Source organism: Aquimarina brevivitae, from assembly GCF_004216895.1.
GTDB classification, from domain to species: Bacteria; Bacteroidota; Bacteroidia; order Flavobacteriales; family Flavobacteriaceae; genus Aquimarina; species Aquimarina brevivitae.
The window spans coordinates 1,380,960-1,398,464 of the sequence record NZ_SGXE01000001.1 but is presented as its reverse complement, the minus strand read 5'-3'; the positions used below and the strand labels follow the sequence as shown (position 1 = coordinate 1,398,464).

The window sequence follows — 17,505 nt, the reverse complement described above, 5'->3', positions numbered from 1 at the left end:
ATTAATATTTATTGGTATGAAAAAATTTGTTTTCTTCAATTTTATGGCTTTTGTATTATGCCTAAGCGTTTCGTTCTCAGCTATATCTGACCAGGATATAAAGGTAGGTGAAGAGCTTACTCTTGCTTCGCCCTCCTCTAATAACTATGCTTATATTAATTTTCCTAAAAACAATTTTATATTGAAAAAAGGGGGGATTCTAAATTTTAAGTCTTTACCCGGAACTAAAGTAGTAGTAACTGAAATAAACTCAGCGAATGATGGAAATACAGTCGTAACAGTTAAAAGAAAGGATGGCGGAACGTTTTTGAATAGCTTAAGAACACTTACGATCCATTATGAAAAGGCTATTGAATCTAATGAGGTTACTAAATAGTATTCTCCATAAGTTAAACCTCTAGTCTATTTATAATTTACAAATAGTAGAGTTAGCCATAAAAATTAAAAAATCCCGGGTGCTGCCCGGGATTTTTTTAGATCTAATTATTAACGCTTTAATAACTTGACATTGCTTTCCTTGCTATCCAATGCTATTTTAAGAAAATATACACCTTTAGTAAATGAAGAAAGGTCAATCTGTGTCTCCTGATCTGAGAGATCTAAATCATCTTTTTTCAAAACCAATTTTCCGGTAATATCATAAACTGAATATTTAACCGTAGAAGCATTTCGCCATTGTATATTGAATATATCTTTTGAAGGATTAGGATACACTACAAAAGCAATTTGATTTTCAAAATCATCAATACTTAATGAATTCCCTTCTATCCTTACATCATCAATGACTACACCTTCATTATTTACCGATTGATCACTAACAAAATTAAACCTAAAGATAAAACTGGTTTCATTGGTTAAACTAACCAAATCATAACTATACTCTTTTAAGGTAGTATCAGCACCTGTCCATTGTGCTCCTGGACAATTTCTACAATTATTTCCTGGTAAGGTTTCACTATTATACCAAGATGGATCTCCAAATTGACCTAGGATTTGCCAGGTCGTTCCTCCATCCAAAGTATATTCAACATTAACAAAATCCCAATCTAACTCAATATCAAAAGCCATATCAAATTTTAAAACTGGATTTTCGATTGCACTTAAATCATAGCATCTAGAAACCAAATAACTCCTTGTTTGATCTGAATAGTTTCCACTAAGATTAGTAGCATATACATTTTGACCAGAGCTAGCAGCGTTAAGTAACGTACCCGTAGGAATTCCTCTTTCCCACAATCCACCTTGCACTACAAACTCTTGATCTTGAGATTCAAAATCAAAGACATCTAAGTCAGCAGATTTATTCACAAAAAAGTTCGCAGTTCTACTATTATTTACAACAAAAGCATCATTTACAGCTTCTACAGAAAAACTTAGGGTTTGCTGCCCTATTTCATCTAAAGTTATTGTTGGAAAAACAACATCAACATTTTCATTAGGTGCAAGCGAACCTGACCAACTCTGCTCTACTACAGAAGCATTATTTAAATCGTAACGTACTATAAAATCAGTAATAGTTGCTGTACCGTTGTTTTGCAAAGTAACCCTAGGAGTAACATTTCCACATACAAAAGTTTGGCTTTGACCGATACCACCAGACAACATTGCCATATCCACACCAGCCTGCACTTCAGGTATATCAGACCTCCAAACACCACGACCATAAGTAGCGATTGTAATATTACCATCTAACTCATTAATTTCTATATCTCGTACTGCTGTATTCGGTAGGTTATTTGCAAATGTTTCCCAGGTATTTTGAGTTTCGTCCAATCGGTATACCCCAAGACTCGTTCCTACAAAAATTGGGTTATCAGGATGTAATCCCTGATGCTTAACTACTAATTTAGTATCAAAAGGTAGGTTAAAAGTGATATCTTCAAAATCAACACCTCCGTTTACTGATTTATAAACATTTGTTGTTGTAGTAACATAAACCACCTCATTATTTGTACTACTTACAGCTAAACTGGTAATATTTCCATTAAAAGTATGTGCAACTGTAAAGGTTGCTCCCCTATCTACACTTTTTCTAAGAACACGATTTATAAAGACATACATGTTATCACTGTCAATTGGATCTACCGCAATACCATCAATATTATCTAATAAATTTTGAGAAACTACTTGAAATTGTCCAGACTCTAATTTGTAAAGTCTGGTATATCCTGCATATAATTCACCTTCTTTATTCATAATCAAGGGAGTTATCCAATTACCTTGTTCCGGACCGTTAATCGAGCCAGCCAAACTTACACCTGCATCGTTTGAAAAATATAATCCTCCTCCATTCTGTACAAAACCATAATACTTATTAGGGTCATTAGGATCAATCGCTGTATCCATTCCATCGGCTCCATAGTAATTTTTCCAATTATTATCACTATACGCATAACCTCCATTATCTTGCAAACCGCCCATTATGTTGTTTGAGGTTTGATTAGAAACCGAAATTCTATAAAACTGACCAATAGCAAGACCCTCTGTAAGATCCACCGTGGAAGCTAAACCTGCTGGTAATTCATAAATACCACCATCAGTACCAAAAAATAGGTTACCATTAAACTCGCGGATCATATGAATATCAGCGTGGGTGTATGTAGAACCTGAAGGATTACTCCAGCTATTCCATTTTTCAAAATTTACCCCACCATCGATTGACCTAAAGACATCTACCGTTCCTAGGTAAATCTGGTCGCTATTTACATCTGATACCTCCAAAGCTAAATCATACCAGGCCTGCGTAGATCCATCAAATAGATCTAAACTTCCATCATCTAACCTTGAATAACTACCTCCACTATTTATAGATTTAAAAATCCCTTGAAAGCTTCTATCTGAAGCTGCACTTAGTACGTAGACATTGTTTGGCGCATCTGCGGAAACAGCTAAAACAAGCCTACTACTTATTGACGGCAACCCCGTATCGGCTAACTGAAATGAATCTCCATTATCAATAGAGACAAAAACATCAGTATTAGTTGCTGCATATATTACATTAGAGTCACCAGGCTTCAATTTGATATCATCCAAATCTTGATTAAGTGTTACGGTAAAGTTTGCTCCTCCATCTGTTGACTTATAAAAACCTCTGTTTGAAGATACAAATACTTTATCCTGATTTGTCGGATCAAGATATACTTCATTAATAAATGAAGAGTTATCCCTAAACGTTAAATTTGTTGAATTCCAGGTAAGTCCTCCGTCAGTTGATTTCAACACACCAATACTATAACTATCAGCCCCATCATCATCTCCTGTACCAATATAGATAACGTTTGAGTCTCTATTGTCTATGGCAATTGCAGATACTCCTATTTGTAGTAATTCATCAGATAACGGAGTCCAAGTGGTACCCGCATCCGTTGATTTCCAAATACCTCCAGCAGGTGCACCTACGTATATTACGTTTTGATTGTTAGGATCTACAGTAATAACATTTACTCTTCCTTGCCCTGATGACCAAGATCCGGTATTGGTATGTGCGTAGGGACCTAAAGATTGCCAATTACTTTGATCTACCAATTTAGCTTCTAAAGCACGTTTTTGTTCTAGAGTAGCATATAATTCTTGAGGAGTAGGTAACGTACCATCCTCCTTTACAAAATGTTTCCAATACGCCTCCCATCTTTTAAACGGTTTATAACCAGACCCTTTTTTAGTATGGTCTTTATCTTTCCAATATGTATTGAAAGCATCTACAATTTCTTCAAATTTTAAGGGCTTATTATTTTTATTTTCTAATGTCTTCATCCAGGGAGCATTAGGATTATACTGTGCTAAAGCCACAGCAGTACTAAACATGCATAACAGCAATAAAAGTTTTTTCATAGTATTAAATTAAATTCAAAAAAAGGGAATTTTTTTACAAGTACGAAAATCTGCTAAAATGTTGTAAATTAAAAACTTTTGTTAATTTTTTTTAAAAAAAGCATATTACTTTGTTAAATAATATGTAGTAGTGAAATAAAAAATCCCGGGTGTTACCCGGGATTTAATGATATGTTCAAAGCTTATTTTATTTTTTAATACTTCTTAATATAGGAACTCTAATGCTACGACATCAAAATTACTAAATTCCCCATCTTCGCTTCCGTCGAAACAAGATATCATTAAAGAATTTGTATCTAAGCCGCTTTGTCCCCAACGATTTGCAGTTGGAGTTCCAGGGATATGAACAGCACCGATAGAACCAGCAGTCCCCTCGTTACTTCCATCACATCTTCTTCGAGCATAATCCGTATGTCTAAAACCTACTGCATGTCCAATTTCGTGACCAATAACGTGTTCATTTACGTTATTTACATTACTTCCACCAAAAGAACCAGTACCAGCGTTAATTTGAATAAATTTTCCTGGTCTACCTCCACTTGGAAATTCTGCTTGTCCTCCGGCACCACCTTGTCCGTTGTTATACACAACCATATCTTTAGATTGGTAATCGGTTCCAAAAGTTAATCTAAAATTTAATCTAGTATTAATTCTATTATAGTTGTTTACCGCCCACTGTAAACCAGTTTGCATTGTACTTGTTAATGCACAACAAGAACCAGTATATCCAATGATATCAATAGTACTATTAGAAGAACTAATTAAATTGTTAGTTCTATACTGCTTTTGTCCATCTTCAGCAGTTCCGAGGGCAAATTCTCCATTCATGAGCTTTTGTAAATCCAATGCATAATCTGCTACGTAAACCACATCTTTGGTAACACCATCGATGGTTTCCATTTTACCTAATTGAGCACCATAAGAATTAACTCCGGCTTCGTGTAAGGCTTCTATTTGAGCTTTTGATAAATCTAATGAAGAAACTTCTGTTGTTGCGTCAGCAATTTCATCTTTTTGGCAAGAGGTTACTACTCCTGCAGCGATAGCGCAAAGCGCTAATAATTTAATTTTTTTCATTTTAAAAGTTGAGTTTGTGTAGTTACTTTTTAAAGAGCTTTTGTGGTAGTTAGCCAGATACTCTTTTCATAACATTATTTAAAGCTTTGAACTCTAAATCGAGGATGAATATAAAATTTTTTTTTTAGAATAGCGCGCCCAAAAATTTAATGCCACCTAAAACCCTCTTAATTAAATCACATAATTGAAAAAAGTGAAAACCTTAAATCAAATCAAATGCTCAAAAATCGGACGAAAAACGACACGAAGAAAAAAGGACTAATGAAATAAAAGACTACGCATTAATGCATTTAATAAATTTATAAATAGAAATATTAATATGATACCAGTAAAAAATTATTAGTCTTTTTCTTACATATCATAAATTTTTGAATTTTAAGTGTTAAAATTAATCTACTCCTTCTTTTTTTGTCAAACTAACAAGCATTAGTTTAGTGTTTTAACAAAAAAAATACTCGCGAAAGCGAGCATTTTTATTTCAAATATTTATCTTTTTATACAATTTCTGCACTTAAACCTGCTTGTAATAATTTAGAACATTTAGGCACCAATTCGTCATAAGCTCCGGTTTTTACGGTGCATTTACCTTTAAAATGAACTAATATCGCACATTGTTCAGCTTGTACCGGAGAATGCTCGCAGACCGAGACCAAGGTTTCTATAACATGATCAAAAGTATTAACATCATCGTTGTATAACACTATCTCATTATTTTTTTGATCTAGGGCTTTCTCTAGTACTTCTTCTAATGCTTTTTCTTTTAAACTCATGGTAATCCAATTTTTACAAATATATTAAATATGTTAGGAATCAGCTCCAACCACAACATTATTTTAACTCATAAAGCGCTGCAATCCAATTACTTTTAATTTTATTAGAAACAAACTCTAATCCATTATCAGCACATTTTTTCGTTATCATTTCTAAGTCTTCTATGTAAAAACCGCTCAGTAAGAGCTTACCACCAGTATGCAAACAAGAGGCATAGGTTGGTATGTCTTTTAAAAGAATATTTCTATTGATATTGGCAATGATGACATCATAGAACTTATCATTTAATAAGGTAGCATCACCTTCATATACAGTAATATTGTGACAATGATTACGTTCTATATTTTCTTTGGTGTTTAGATAACACCAATTATCAATGTCTATAGCATCAATTGCTTTTGCTCCTTTGAACTCTGCCAATATAGCTAACACCCCTGTTCCACAGCCCATATCTAACACTTTTGTATCGGACAAATTGGCCTCTAATAGATACTGAACCATCATATGTGTAGTAGCGTGATGCCCGGTTCCAAAAGACATCTTGGGCTCAATAATGATATCGTAGGATACTATTGGCTTTTCATGAAATGGTGCTCTAATACTGCAAACACCATCAACGATTAATGGGTTAAAATTCTTTTCCCATTCTTCATTCCAATTAACCTGCTCTATCTCCTTATATTCATAGTTTACCCTAAATTCACCCGACTGGAGGATGAATAGATCTTCTAATAGTGTGTCATTCCACTGATCTTTGAGTATAAATGCCTCCACTCCATCGTCCGTTTCTACAAAGCTTTCGAAGCCTAGTTCACCCAATTCTGCAATTAATATTTCTGCTCCGGGATTAACAGGACTAATAGTAAAGTAATAACCTATATATGTATTCACTCGTTTGTTTTTATTTAGTAACAAAAATACTGTATTAACTAAAAAAAGCACCTGTTAAAGGTGCTTTTTCTTAACTATCTTAATTTATTCTTTTACTCAAAAGCATTCACAATACTAACAAAGCTTTCAGAATCCAGGGAAGCTCCACCTATTAACCCACCATCTACATCTGGATTAGAAAACAACTCTGCCGCATTATTTGGCTTAACGCTACCACCATATAAAATAGATACTTCATTTGCCATATCGGCACTATACTGATCTGCTATTTGTTTTCTAATAAAGGCATGCATTTCTTGAGCCTGCTCTGGAGTTGCTGTCTCTCCTGTACCGATAGCCCATACAGGCTCATAAGCTAAAATCAAATTTTTCCATTGTTCTTCGCTTAGGTGAAATAAAGCCTTTGATAATTGTTCAGCAACGACTTCAAAATGCTGATTACTTTTTCTTTCTTCTAACTTTTCACCAAAACAAAAAATAATAGTCATTCCGTTTTCTAAAGCTGCATTTACTTTTTCGGCGAGTATAGCATCTGTTTCATTGAAATAAGCTCTACGTTCACTGTGCCCCAGAATTACAGTATCAATACCAATACTCTTCAACATATCTGCGGATACCTCGCCGGTATAGGCTCCATTATTTTCTTGGTGCATATTCTGTGCCGCTACCTTTATCGCAGTTTGGCGGAGTTCTTCAAAAGCGTAAAAAAGATTGGTGAAAGCTGGCGCGATGATCACTTCGGTATGACCAGTGTAGGATTTAAGCTTTAGCTTTAGTTCTCCGATTAAATCTCCTGTTTCCGTAAGGTTTTTATTCATCTTCCAGTTGCCGGCAACGATATTTTTTCTCATTAGTTTTTGGTTAAAAGTTTAGTTAAAAAGTTTATATGTTTACACACGAATTCTTGGGTCTAATATTCCGTAAATGATATCAACAAAGATATTGATTACGATAAACATGGTTGCTATAACCAGCACAGAGCCCATAATCACAGGCAGATCCAAAGTGTTTAGCGCATCTACAATTTCTTTACCCAGTCCATTCCATCCAAAAATATATTCCACAAAAACGGCTCCTGCTAACAAAGAAGCAAACCAACCTGATACTGTGGTAACTACAGGATTTAAACTATTTCTAAGGGCGTGTCTTCGAATTACCTGAAGCATTGCTAACCCCTTTGCTTTTGCTGTTCTTATATACTCTTGCCCCAAAACTTCTAGCAAGGAGTTTCGCATTAATTGTGTTACTACGGCTAAGGGTCTAATGCCTAAAACCACGGCAGGCAAAATTAAATTCTTCCAGGCGATATATTTACCTTCCCCAAAATCATCCACTTCATACAAACTCCCTGTCATATTAAGGTTAGTATAACGATGTAACACATATCCAAAAAGCCAGGCAAAAATAATGGCACTAAAAAAGGAAGGTACACTCATCCCTAATGTACTTACCAACTGAATAGTTTTATCAATCCAAGAGTCTTTTTTTAGTGCGCTGACTACGCCTAAAGATAATCCTATGACAATTGCTAGGGTAATTGCGGTAACTGCAAGAATAATAGTATTGGGTAATGTCTCGGCAATAACCTCACTTACTTCTTTACCGTTTTTTTGAAAGGATTCCCTTAAGTACGGTTTTTTCAAAGCTATCTCAAGATTACCAACAGAAAATAAAACAATACCTCCGTATTTTTTCGATGCATAATAGGTAAAATCATCCAGTTGTTGACTATGAAATGAAACCGGAGATAGGTCATTAAGGTAATATTGAAATTGTTTTGACAACGGTTTATCAAAACCGTATTTCTCCTTTACCTGTCGTACTTGTTCCTCAGACTCATTTTGACCCAACATCATTTGTGCCGGATCACCAGGCAGTAGTGAAAACAACAAAAAAATTACCGTGATCACCCCTAGTAAGGTTAATAATGCATACCCTATTTTGCTCAAAAGGTAACCTATCATTCGTTTGTTATTTTTGCTTCATGTTATTTACTTCTTCCAGTGTATAGACCTTGTATTCCACCCCTAAAAGCCCCTGACAATACTCCTCAACGGTACTATCAAATCCTGCTGCATTTCTTCTTTCGTTTACATCTTCAGGATTTTTAATCGGCCAAATTAAAGGTACTGTCTTATTATTTTTGGTGGTAATCACAGTTCCCTGAGTACCGTAAATCTGTTCTTTGTTGTTTTGCATCAAACTCCGATCTTCCATCATTGCAGCAAGTCGAAAAGGGATTTCATCCTTTTCTGCCGCTTCTTTTATCAATGGAAGATATTGGTCGATCTTATCCGAATGTTGGATCACCAACCAAGCTGCGCTACTAGACTCTTCACCTACCAAAGATTTACCAGGGTATCCATAGGTATCAAACACCTTTTCAATAAAAACAGTATTGGTGCTATCTATAACTTGCTGTTCTTCCCACGAAATTTCATCTTCATTTCGCCCTTTTTGATCCAAAGACACGATGCTATCCAACTGTCCTTTTAACCGTTGATTAAGTAGCGGCTTTGCTGGTTCCACTTTTTGCAGTTCCAATTCATTAACATCATTCCAATGTAACTTATCTACTATCGTACCTTCCTTAAGTTGTACAATACCTGGATTGGAGCGTATAACTGTCTTTAATGCTGTTTCATCTGTGGTGTAAAAGTCAAAATTAAGATTGAATGTATCTTTGACTTCTTTTATATCTTCCTCTGACGATGCCGTTAATCCAATAACCGTATATCCCAATTCCATTGCTCTATCTATCGGTTCTTTAATTGCTCGCAAACCTTCTGCTTCACTTTTAACCAGGTTATACATAATTACCAATATCACATTCTTTTGGGCTAAAAACTCATCTGTATAATCCTGCCCATCTAATGAAGTAATCGAAAAATCGTGGATAGGAGGTACATATCCTTCTTTTATGGTTGTCGTCTCCACGCCAATAAATTCTCCGTCAACATCAGGATATGAGCCGTTTGTCGTTACAATTTTTTCTTCCCCATTAACCTTAAACTTCCAGGAGTATTCAAACACAGCTTCGGGAGCATTCGGTGGAACTTCCATTCCTTTTTCAATATTAGCCCCAATTTTATAGGCTCTAAAATCAATTGCCGGTAAGTGCATTAACACATAATATCCAAATACCAAACAAGCTGAAAAAACAACGAATACCACATATTTATGTATTGCTACGGGTTTTATAGGGGTGATATACTTTCTACCCGCAAATAATATCAAAATCAGCACTAGTAAAATAACATCCTTAGTAAAAGACTCCCAAGGAGTTAATGGCAAGGCATCTCCAAAACAACCACAATCGGTAACTTTATTAAAATATGCGGAGTAAAATGTGAGAAAAGTAAAAAATACAATCATCAACAATAATGACCATAACGTAAACTTTTGCAAATAACCCAAAAGTAAAGTAACTCCTAAAACAATTTCAAAGATCACTAAGAATATTGCTAGTAGAAGCGAAAAAGGAATCAAAAACTCTAAATTCAATACCCCCTCACTGAAGTATTCTTGTAATTTGTAAGAAAAACCAAGTGGGTCATTCAATTTTACAAAACCTGAAAATATAAATAAAATTGCAACAAAAATTCTTGAAAATCCAACTAGTATCTTCATAGGATGGTTAAATATTATTAGAAAAATTTGGCTTAATATAATTCATAAATAGGTGATGAAGCAACATTTAACAAAGTTTAAAACATTACTCAGCTTCCCCCAGGTGTATCATCGCGAAAACAGCATAATTAATCATATCTTGATAATTGGCATCGACACCTTCACTAACCAATGTTTTACCCTTATTATTTTCAATCTGTTTGACACGTAGTAATTTCTGTAAAATCAAATCCGTTAATGAAGTTACACGCATCTCTCGCCAAGCCTCTCCATAATCATGATTTTTGTTCATCATTAAAGACTTGGTTTCCTCTATATGCTGATCAAATAATCGAGTAGCTTCCTCTTCAGATAAATCAGGTTGGTCAGCGACTCCTTTTTGTAGTTGCACTAATGCCATGATACAGTAATTTATGATACCCATAAATTCGGGTACCTGCCCTTCTTCAACTTTCTGCACTTCATTTTCCTGAAGTCCCCTAATTCGTTGTGCTTTGATAAATATCTGATCCGTTAATGAAGGCAATCGTAAAATCCTCCAGGCACTGCCATAATCCTTCATTTTTCTATTAAACAAATTTCGGCACTTACTAATCACTTTATCATATTGAGAAGACGTATCTTGCATTGCGCTTTTTTAATTTTGCGTAAATTTCGTTTAATATAGGAATTAAACCAACTATTGACTAAAAAAACTAAAGTTGCATGACAATAAACTGCAAAGGCAATCTTATCAGCTTAGATACACCAAAAGTAATGGGAGTTTTGAATATTACCCCAGATTCTTTCTATGATGGAGGAAAGTACAAAAACTCACCAGCTTTACTAAATCAGGTGGAAAAGATGCTATTGGAAGGCGCAGATTTTATTGATATTGGTGCATATTCTTCAAGACCAGGTGCAAAACACATAACAGAGGAAGAGGAGCTATCCAGAATAACACCTGTTGTAAGCTTACTGCTTGAAAAATTTCCAGAAGCATTATTGTCCATAGATACTTTTAGAAGCAAAGTAGCTACTTATTGTATAGAAGCAGGTGCAGCTATCATTAATGATATCTCTGCAGGTACTTTAGACGACGCTATGCTGCCTACCATAGGAAGATTACAAGTTCCGTATATCATGATGCACATGAAAGGTACACCACAAACTATGACTTCATTGACCGAATATGACAATTTAATAAAAGAAATACAGCTCTATTTTTCTAAACGACTACAAAAAGCCAAATCTTATCAAATTAATGATATCATTTTAGATCCTGGTTTTGGTTTTGCCAAAAATATAAGTCAAAACTTTACGTTACTTAAAAAATTACCTTTGTTACAATTGCAAGAGCTACCCATACTGGTTGGACTATCAAGAAAATCTATGATTTATAAAAGTTTACAAACCACTCCGGATGAAGCTTTAAATGGCACAACTGTACTCAATACATTAGCGCTTCATAACGGAGCTCATATCCTTAGAGTACACGATGTTAAAGAAGCTAAGGAGTGTGTGACCTTATATTCTTTATATAATTCAGCGTAACAAATTTAATTTGGTATATAATTATTTCGATTCTATTTTTACAAAAACACTTCGCCTTTGGATTTTATAAACCTCAGAATATTAGACATACTTGACATTGTATTAGTTGCCTTTTTACTATACTATGTCTATAAACTAGTCAAGGGCACCGCTGCGATTAATATTTTTATTGGTATTGTAATGATTTACCTAGCCTGGAAACTGACACAGTTTTTGGCTATGGAAATGCTAAGCAGTGTATTAGGTGAATTTATCGGAGTCGGTATGTTTGCTTTAATTGTAGTTTTTCAACAAGAGATCCGCAAATTTTTATTGATGATTGGCTCTACAAATTTTGGCAAGAGAAGAAACTTTTTAAGGCAACTTAAGTTTATGAGAGATACGGCAGAAGAAAGCGCAACCGATATTAATGCGATTGTTAATGCTTGTGAAAGTATGGGTGAGTCTTATACCGGAGCGTTAATCGTCATTAAAAGAAATACTTCGCTCGATTTTGTAAAAACCAGTGGAGATAAAATGAATATTGCCGTAAATACTCCAATAATTGAAAGTATTTTTTACAAAAACAGCCCATTACACGATGGTGCCATGATTGTTGAAGATAACCACATTGTAGCCACTAGGGTAATACTCCCAGTTACCAATGAGCGAGATATGCCACTACGTTTTGGTCTACGACATAGAGCTGCTGCCGGTATAACCGAAAAGACTGATGCAATAGCACTAGTAGTTAGTGAGGAAACTGGGCAAATTTCTTATTTAAAAAATGGTGGGTTTATTTTATTTGATAGCAAAGAAGAATTAATCCAAAAGATCAAAAAACATCTGCGATAATGAATGCTTTAGTAAACGTTACCAATTGTAAAAACTGTGGATATCAAATTGAGGAGTTTAATTTTTGTCCTAAATGTGGCGCTAAAAAAATCACAAAGCGAATTACCTTTAGAAATCTAGTAGATGATTTTGCAGATCGGTATCTTAATTTAGACAACTCTTTATTAAAAACCTTTGTTGACCTTTTTAAAAGACCCTCAGCAGTTATTGATGGCTATATCCACGGCGTGAGAAAACGTTACATCAATGCTTTTAGCTATTTTGCTATTGCAATTACGATAACAGGAGCTTATTCTTTTTTAGTCAAAGACAAATTGAAGATTATGATTACTCAAGCTTCTGATTCCGCAGCGCAAATGGAAATACAAGAAAAGACTTTTGATATTGTATCGCAATACAATTCTATTATTAGTTTTATGTTCATTCCATTACTAGCAATATTATCGAGGATTGTTTTCTGGAATTATAAAAAATATAATTTAACAGAGCATTTTGTTATTTACCTCTATGCCTATTCACATATTATCGCAGTAGTCAGCATCATCACCTTACCATTTGTTTTTACGGTTGACCAATTTTGGGAAGTAACAGCCTTACAGTTTTTGATCTACATACTCTATGTAGCTTATGTTCTTAAAGAATTATATCAGTTAAATCTAAAATCAATAATCTTAAAGACTTTATTGTTTTTAGTACTTGGAGGTATTGGTTATTTTCTTGTGTCTGTGGGAGTTGTTATTTTACTGATGGCAATAGGGGTAATAGACTTTGCAGAAATGGTAAATATGCAAGCACGGTAATAACTCTATTCTATACCACTCACAAACTGCACTTCATATAAATTTCTATAGTACCCGCCTTCAATTTGTAGTAATTCTTGGTGATTTCCTTGCTCTACAATTTGACCAGCGTCCATTACAATGATCTTATCTGCATTTCTAATGGTTGCAAGACGGTGCGCAATAACAATAGAAGTTCTTCCTTCGGTAATTTTTTCTGTGGCTTGTTGTATTAACTGTTCACTATAGGAATCTACAGATGATGTAGCCTCATCTAAAATTAAAACCCCTGGATTAGTAACGTATGCTCTAAGAAAAGATATTAATTGACGTTGACCAGAAGACAACATCGCTCCTCGTTCTTTTACGTTGTAAAGATAATTATTAGGCAAACTCATTATAAAATCATGAATTCCAATTTCTTTAGCTGCCTGTTTTACATCCTCTTCTGAAATTGATGGATCACCTAAGGTTATATTGTTCAATATGGTATCTGCAAAAAGAAAAACGTCTTGTAGCACTAGCGCAATATGGCTACGAAGTGATTTTAATTCGATATCTTTTATATCTGTCCCATCAATCAAAATACTTCCGCTATTAATTTCGTAAAATCTACTAAGCAAATTGACTATAGTGGATTTTCCTGCACCTGTAGCGCCTACTATAGCAATTGTTTCACCAGCGTTAACGTTCATAGTAACTCCCTTCAACACCTCTTCTGCTTCAATATAGCTAAAACGTACGTTATTGAATTGAATGTTACCTTCAACTTGTTCTAATTTGATAGTTCCATTATTTTGAATTGCAGATTTAGTATCCAGGATGGCAAACACTCGATTTGCTGCTACCATACCCATTTGAAGCGTATTAAATTTATCCGCTATTTGTCGTAATGGTCTAAATAACATCTGAGACAATTCAATAAAAGCAACTACGATACCCAGTGTAATCACCCCTCCTTGCGCTGCCTGTAATCCACCAAACCAAACTATTAAACCAATGGTGATACTACTTGACATTTCTGCAATCGGAAAAAAGATTGAGTTGTACCAAACAGTTCGTATCCATCCCTTTTTATGTTTTTCATTGATTTGCTTAAAATTGGTATATTCCTTCTCCTCTCGAGTAAAAAGTTGTACAATTTTCATACCCGTAATACGCTCTTGCACAAAAGAGTTAAGATTTGAAACCTGTGTCCTTACCTCTTCAAAAGCAGCTTTCATTTTCTTTTGAAAAACTCTTGTAGCATACAATATTAGTGGTAAGACTAATAAAACAAATAGGGTTAAACGCCAACTTTGATAAAACATATACCCTAAAATAACGATCATCTTTAGCAGATCACTTATAATCATAAATAAACCTTCGCTAAAAATACTCGCTATAGTTTCGATATCACTTACGGCTCTAGTAACTAATCTACCCACCGCAGACTTATCAAAATATTGCTTTTTAAAACCAACCATATGGTTAAAAAGCTTAATTCGAATATCCCGGATTACGTGTTGGCCTAACCAATTGGCAAAATAAACGAACAAAAACTGAAAAATGACCTCTGCTACTAAAGCAACCAGCATCAAAGACACAAAGTATAGCAGAAGTTCCTCTTCTTTTGGAATGATTGCCCTATCTATTATATTTTGCAAAATCAATGGCCTAACCACTGCTAAACCAGAAAGTAATATAGCAGCGATTGCGACAAAATAAAAAACAAGCTTATACGGCCTGGTAAACTTAAGCAAGCGTTTAAATAGATTTAAATCAAAAGCGTTTCCTGTTTTTTCTGCCATTTAATTATAGGTAAATGTTTTTTGGGTATGCGACCTTAGTCAGGTATAATCCGCAGGCGGGCACTGAATAGCCTGCCTTATTTCGGTCTTGACTATTAATGATAGCCTCCATGTCTTCAATATTCAGTTTTCCTTCTCCAATTTCAATTAGTGTTCCTACTATGGCTCTAACCATATTTCTTAAAAACCGATCTGCCGAAATATGAAAAACATATCGATCCTTACGACTCTCCCAATAGGCTTCACTAATGTTACAATTATACGTCTTTACATCCGTTTTCGTCTTACTAAAGCATTTAAAATTAGTGTGTTTTAACAGTAATTTAGCAGCTTCATTCATGCGATCAAAATCTAAGGTACGCTTTATATAATATGCATATTCTTCTAAAAAAGGATCCTTATAATTGGTGAGATGATACTCATAAGCCCTTTGAATAGCATCGAATCTGGCATGGGCATCATCCTTTACATTACGCAAATCAATGGCCGCAATATCTGCAGGGAAAATTGCATTTAATTTGTATACAAAATCTTTTGCCTCTAAATGCTTGTCCGTATCGAAGTGTGCGGTGATGTAACGTGCATGTACGCCTGCATCTGTTCTACCTGCCCCTACAATTGTTATTGGAACTCTTAAGATTAGTGATAGCTTATCCTCTATTACTTCTTGAATGGAAATTGCATTGGGTTGACGTTGCCAACCATGATAGGAAGTACCTTTATATTGTAATTCTAAAAAATATCTCAAGGGTTTGCTTAATTTTGCAATGTTTTTTTTGGAGGTACAAATATACTTTTAAAAACCCATAGACCAAGCTAAGCTAATAGTACATTAACCATAAACTCTTTTTCTTGACAAAAATCTTATTATTAAGCGACACTCATAGCTATATTGATGAACGCATACTTCATTATTGTGAAAAGGCAGATGAGGTTTGGCATGCTGGAGATATTGGAGATCTCACCGTAACCGATCAAATTGAAAAACTAAAACCATTACGTGCTGTTTACGGCAATATTGACGATCATCATATACGAGCTTCGTTTCCCTTACATCAACGCTTTACGGTAGAAAATGTATCGGTATGGATTACACATATCGGTGGCTATCCGCCAAAATATAATGCAATGGTAAGAGAAGAATTAAAGCTAAATCCTCCTCGCCTTTTTATTTGTGGTCACTCCCATATCCTTAAAGTTATGCCCGACTCCAAATTAGGTGTATTACATATGAATCCCGGAGCAGCAGGTAAACACGGCTTTCATAAAGTTAGAACCATGCTTCGTTTTGAAATCAATAAGGACAACATTGAAAATCTCGAAGTAATAGAACTCGGTAAAAAGTGAACTAAAAATTAAAGAAAAAGAGGTTGTAGCAATCGATATTCTTTTTCACTTGCTACAAAAACTAAAACGTCTTCCGTTTGAAGCAGAAGATGGTTTGGGTTCTTATATAGTTCTCCTTTTCTAGACACTCCTAATAACACGGAGTTATAATTTTGCTTAAACTCTACAAAAGCTTCGAAGTAGTTTTTGCCCTGTAACTTACTACCCTTATCAATCTTTTGCTCCCAGATATCAAGTTCATCATCGTTAGTGGAGGTAGCAAGTAAATCTTCAGCTATCAATGCTGCATTGGGTTCAAAAATAAAGCTAGCAATAAGTTTTGAAGCGATTTCATTTTTAGAAATAACGAACTCTACACCCATATATGTAAAGGTGGACTTCAACTCCATATTATCCAGTGCGACAACACAGGTTATGTCCGGGTAAGTCTTCTTGAGATTTATAGCATAGACTAACGTTTCTGAATCATCTTTAAAATTAAGGTATACTCGTTCGGCCTTCTCTATATTTACTTTTGAAAAATTTTCATACTTTTTCAAGTCAGTTAAAAGCGCAAAACAATTCCCTTTTGGAAAGGCTAATTGTATCTTATCAATATCCTCTCTTTTATCTGTGATAACTGCTAAATCTTTATTTGCTTTGACTATTTGCTGTGCTACCTGTTGAGAAAAACTATCCCAACCAATTATAATACAATGATTCTCCATTTTTGTTCCAAAATAACCTTCTTTCTTTTTTCGTATATAGTTTGACATACCTAAACTAAGTTCTGTAACCAGTAGCCCCAAAATCCCTAAACTACCTAAAACAAATAAAAAACCTATGGTTCTACCCCAAAAGGTAAGTGGATAAAAATCTCCGTATCCAACCGTGGTTAAAGTTACAATAGAATACCAATATGCATCCTTTAAGTTCAGTATATTACCTTCTTCAGCGGTAGACTCAAAATAATAAAGCAAATACACTGCACAATTATACAACAGCGTTGCAAGTCCTACTATGAAGATAGTCCTTTTTTTCAT

Annotated in this window: 16 protein-coding genes; 5 read left to right on the top strand and 11 right to left on the bottom strand. The window is 34.6% G+C overall.

All coding sequences use genetic code 11. From position 1 onward, the window contains the following. The first annotated feature begins 16 nt into the window (after nt 1-16). Nucleotides 17-376 carry a hypothetical protein gene (locus tag EV197_RS06035; RefSeq protein WP_130285826.1) on the top strand — a complete coding sequence of 120 codons (360 nt, stop codon included), beginning with the start codon at nt 17-19 and terminating at the stop codon, nt 374-376. 110 nt (nt 377-486) lie between these two features. Here EV197_RS06035 and EV197_RS06030 read toward each other — a convergent pair whose 3' ends face one another. The 8 genes from EV197_RS06030 to EV197_RS05995 all read right to left on the bottom strand — a co-directional run bounded on the left by EV197_RS06030 (nt 487) and on the right by EV197_RS05995 (nt 10,828). Next, on the bottom strand, nt 487-3,831 hold the full coding sequence (locus EV197_RS06030; RefSeq protein WP_130285825.1) for a T9SS type A sorting domain-containing protein: 3,345 nt from the start codon (nt 3,829-3,831) through the stop codon (nt 487-489). Between the two features lie 204 nt (nt 3,832-4,035). Further along, complete coding sequence (locus EV197_RS06025; RefSeq protein WP_130285824.1) at nt 4,036-4,908, bottom strand: M57 family metalloprotease; 873 nt, start codon at nt 4,906-4,908, stop codon at nt 4,036-4,038. Nucleotides 4,909-5,402: 494 nt separating this feature from the next. Next, nucleotides 5,403-5,678: an ATP-dependent Clp protease adaptor ClpS gene (locus tag EV197_RS06020; RefSeq protein ID WP_130285823.1), complete on the bottom strand. Its 276-nt coding sequence runs from the start codon at nt 5,676-5,678 to the stop codon at nt 5,403-5,405. A gap of 58 nt (nt 5,679-5,736) precedes the next feature. Then, nucleotides 5,737-6,570, bottom strand: a complete 834-nt coding sequence (gene prmA, locus EV197_RS06015) for a 50S ribosomal protein L11 methyltransferase (RefSeq protein ID WP_130285822.1) — start codon at nt 6,568-6,570, stop codon at nt 5,737-5,739. A 92-nt stretch (nt 6,571-6,662) separates the two neighbouring features. Next, a complete protein-coding gene (gene tpiA, locus EV197_RS06010; protein WP_130285821.1) occupies nt 6,663-7,421 on the bottom strand; it encodes a triose-phosphate isomerase in 759 nt (252 codons plus the stop codon). A 39-nt stretch (nt 7,422-7,460) separates the two neighbouring features. Further along, nucleotides 7,461-8,534: an ABC transporter permease gene (locus tag EV197_RS06005; RefSeq protein ID WP_130285820.1), complete on the bottom strand. Its 1,074-nt coding sequence runs from the start codon at nt 8,532-8,534 to the stop codon at nt 7,461-7,463. 7 nt (nt 8,535-8,541) lie between these two features. Continuing rightward, nucleotides 8,542-10,200 (bottom strand): BT_3928 family protein, encoded by a 1,659-nt coding sequence (locus EV197_RS06000; protein ID WP_130285819.1) that lies wholly within the window; start codon nt 10,198-10,200, stop codon nt 8,542-8,544. An 85-nt stretch (nt 10,201-10,285) separates the two neighbouring features. Continuing rightward, nucleotides 10,286-10,828: a DUF1599 domain-containing protein gene (locus EV197_RS05995; protein WP_130285818.1), complete on the bottom strand. Its 543-nt coding sequence runs from the start codon at nt 10,826-10,828 to the stop codon at nt 10,286-10,288. A gap of 77 nt (nt 10,829-10,905) precedes the next feature. Here EV197_RS05995 and folP point away from each other — a divergent pair, with 77 nt between their 5' ends. From folP to EV197_RS05980, 3 genes are read left to right on the top strand one after another with little or no spacing between them, the layout of a single operon-like run. Further along, a complete protein-coding gene (gene folP / locus EV197_RS05990) occupies nt 10,906-11,733 on the top strand; it encodes a dihydropteroate synthase (RefSeq protein ID WP_130285817.1) in 828 nt (275 codons plus the stop codon). Nucleotides 11,734-11,790: 57 nt separating this feature from the next. Further along, the gene (locus EV197_RS05985) at nt 11,791-12,567 is read left to right on the top strand and encodes a diadenylate cyclase (RefSeq protein ID WP_130285816.1); all 777 of its coding nucleotides are present in this window, start codon (nt 11,791-11,793) and stop codon (nt 12,565-12,567) included. Continuing rightward, nucleotides 12,567-13,367 (top strand): DUF3667 domain-containing protein, encoded by an 801-nt coding sequence (locus tag EV197_RS05980; RefSeq protein ID WP_130285815.1) that lies wholly within the window; start codon nt 12,567-12,569, stop codon nt 13,365-13,367. The genes EV197_RS05985 and EV197_RS05980 overlap by 1 nt, the downstream gene beginning before the upstream one ends. A gap of 5 nt (nt 13,368-13,372) precedes the next feature. On the opposite strand, the gene EV197_RS05975 is transcribed toward EV197_RS05980, so the two are convergent. Then, nucleotides 13,373-15,136 carry an ABC transporter ATP-binding protein gene (locus EV197_RS05975; RefSeq protein WP_130285814.1) on the bottom strand — a complete coding sequence of 588 codons (1,764 nt, stop codon included), beginning with the start codon at nt 15,134-15,136 and terminating at the stop codon, nt 13,373-13,375. Nucleotides 15,137-15,140: 4 nt separating this feature from the next. Then, nucleotides 15,141-15,884 (bottom strand): tRNA pseudouridine(38-40) synthase TruA, encoded by a 744-nt coding sequence (gene truA / locus EV197_RS05970; RefSeq protein WP_130285813.1) that lies wholly within the window; start codon nt 15,882-15,884, stop codon nt 15,141-15,143. A gap of 104 nt (nt 15,885-15,988) precedes the next feature. Here truA and EV197_RS05965 point away from each other — a divergent pair, with 104 nt between their 5' ends. Continuing rightward, on the top strand, nt 15,989-16,483 hold the full coding sequence (locus EV197_RS05965) for a metallophosphoesterase family protein (RefSeq protein WP_130285812.1): 495 nt from the start codon (nt 15,989-15,991) through the stop codon (nt 16,481-16,483). Nucleotides 16,484-16,491: 8 nt separating this feature from the next. On the opposite strand, the gene EV197_RS05960 is transcribed toward EV197_RS05965, so the two are convergent. Next, a complete protein-coding gene (locus EV197_RS05960; RefSeq protein ID WP_130285811.1) occupies nt 16,492-17,505 on the bottom strand; it encodes a potassium channel family protein in 1,014 nt (337 codons plus the stop codon).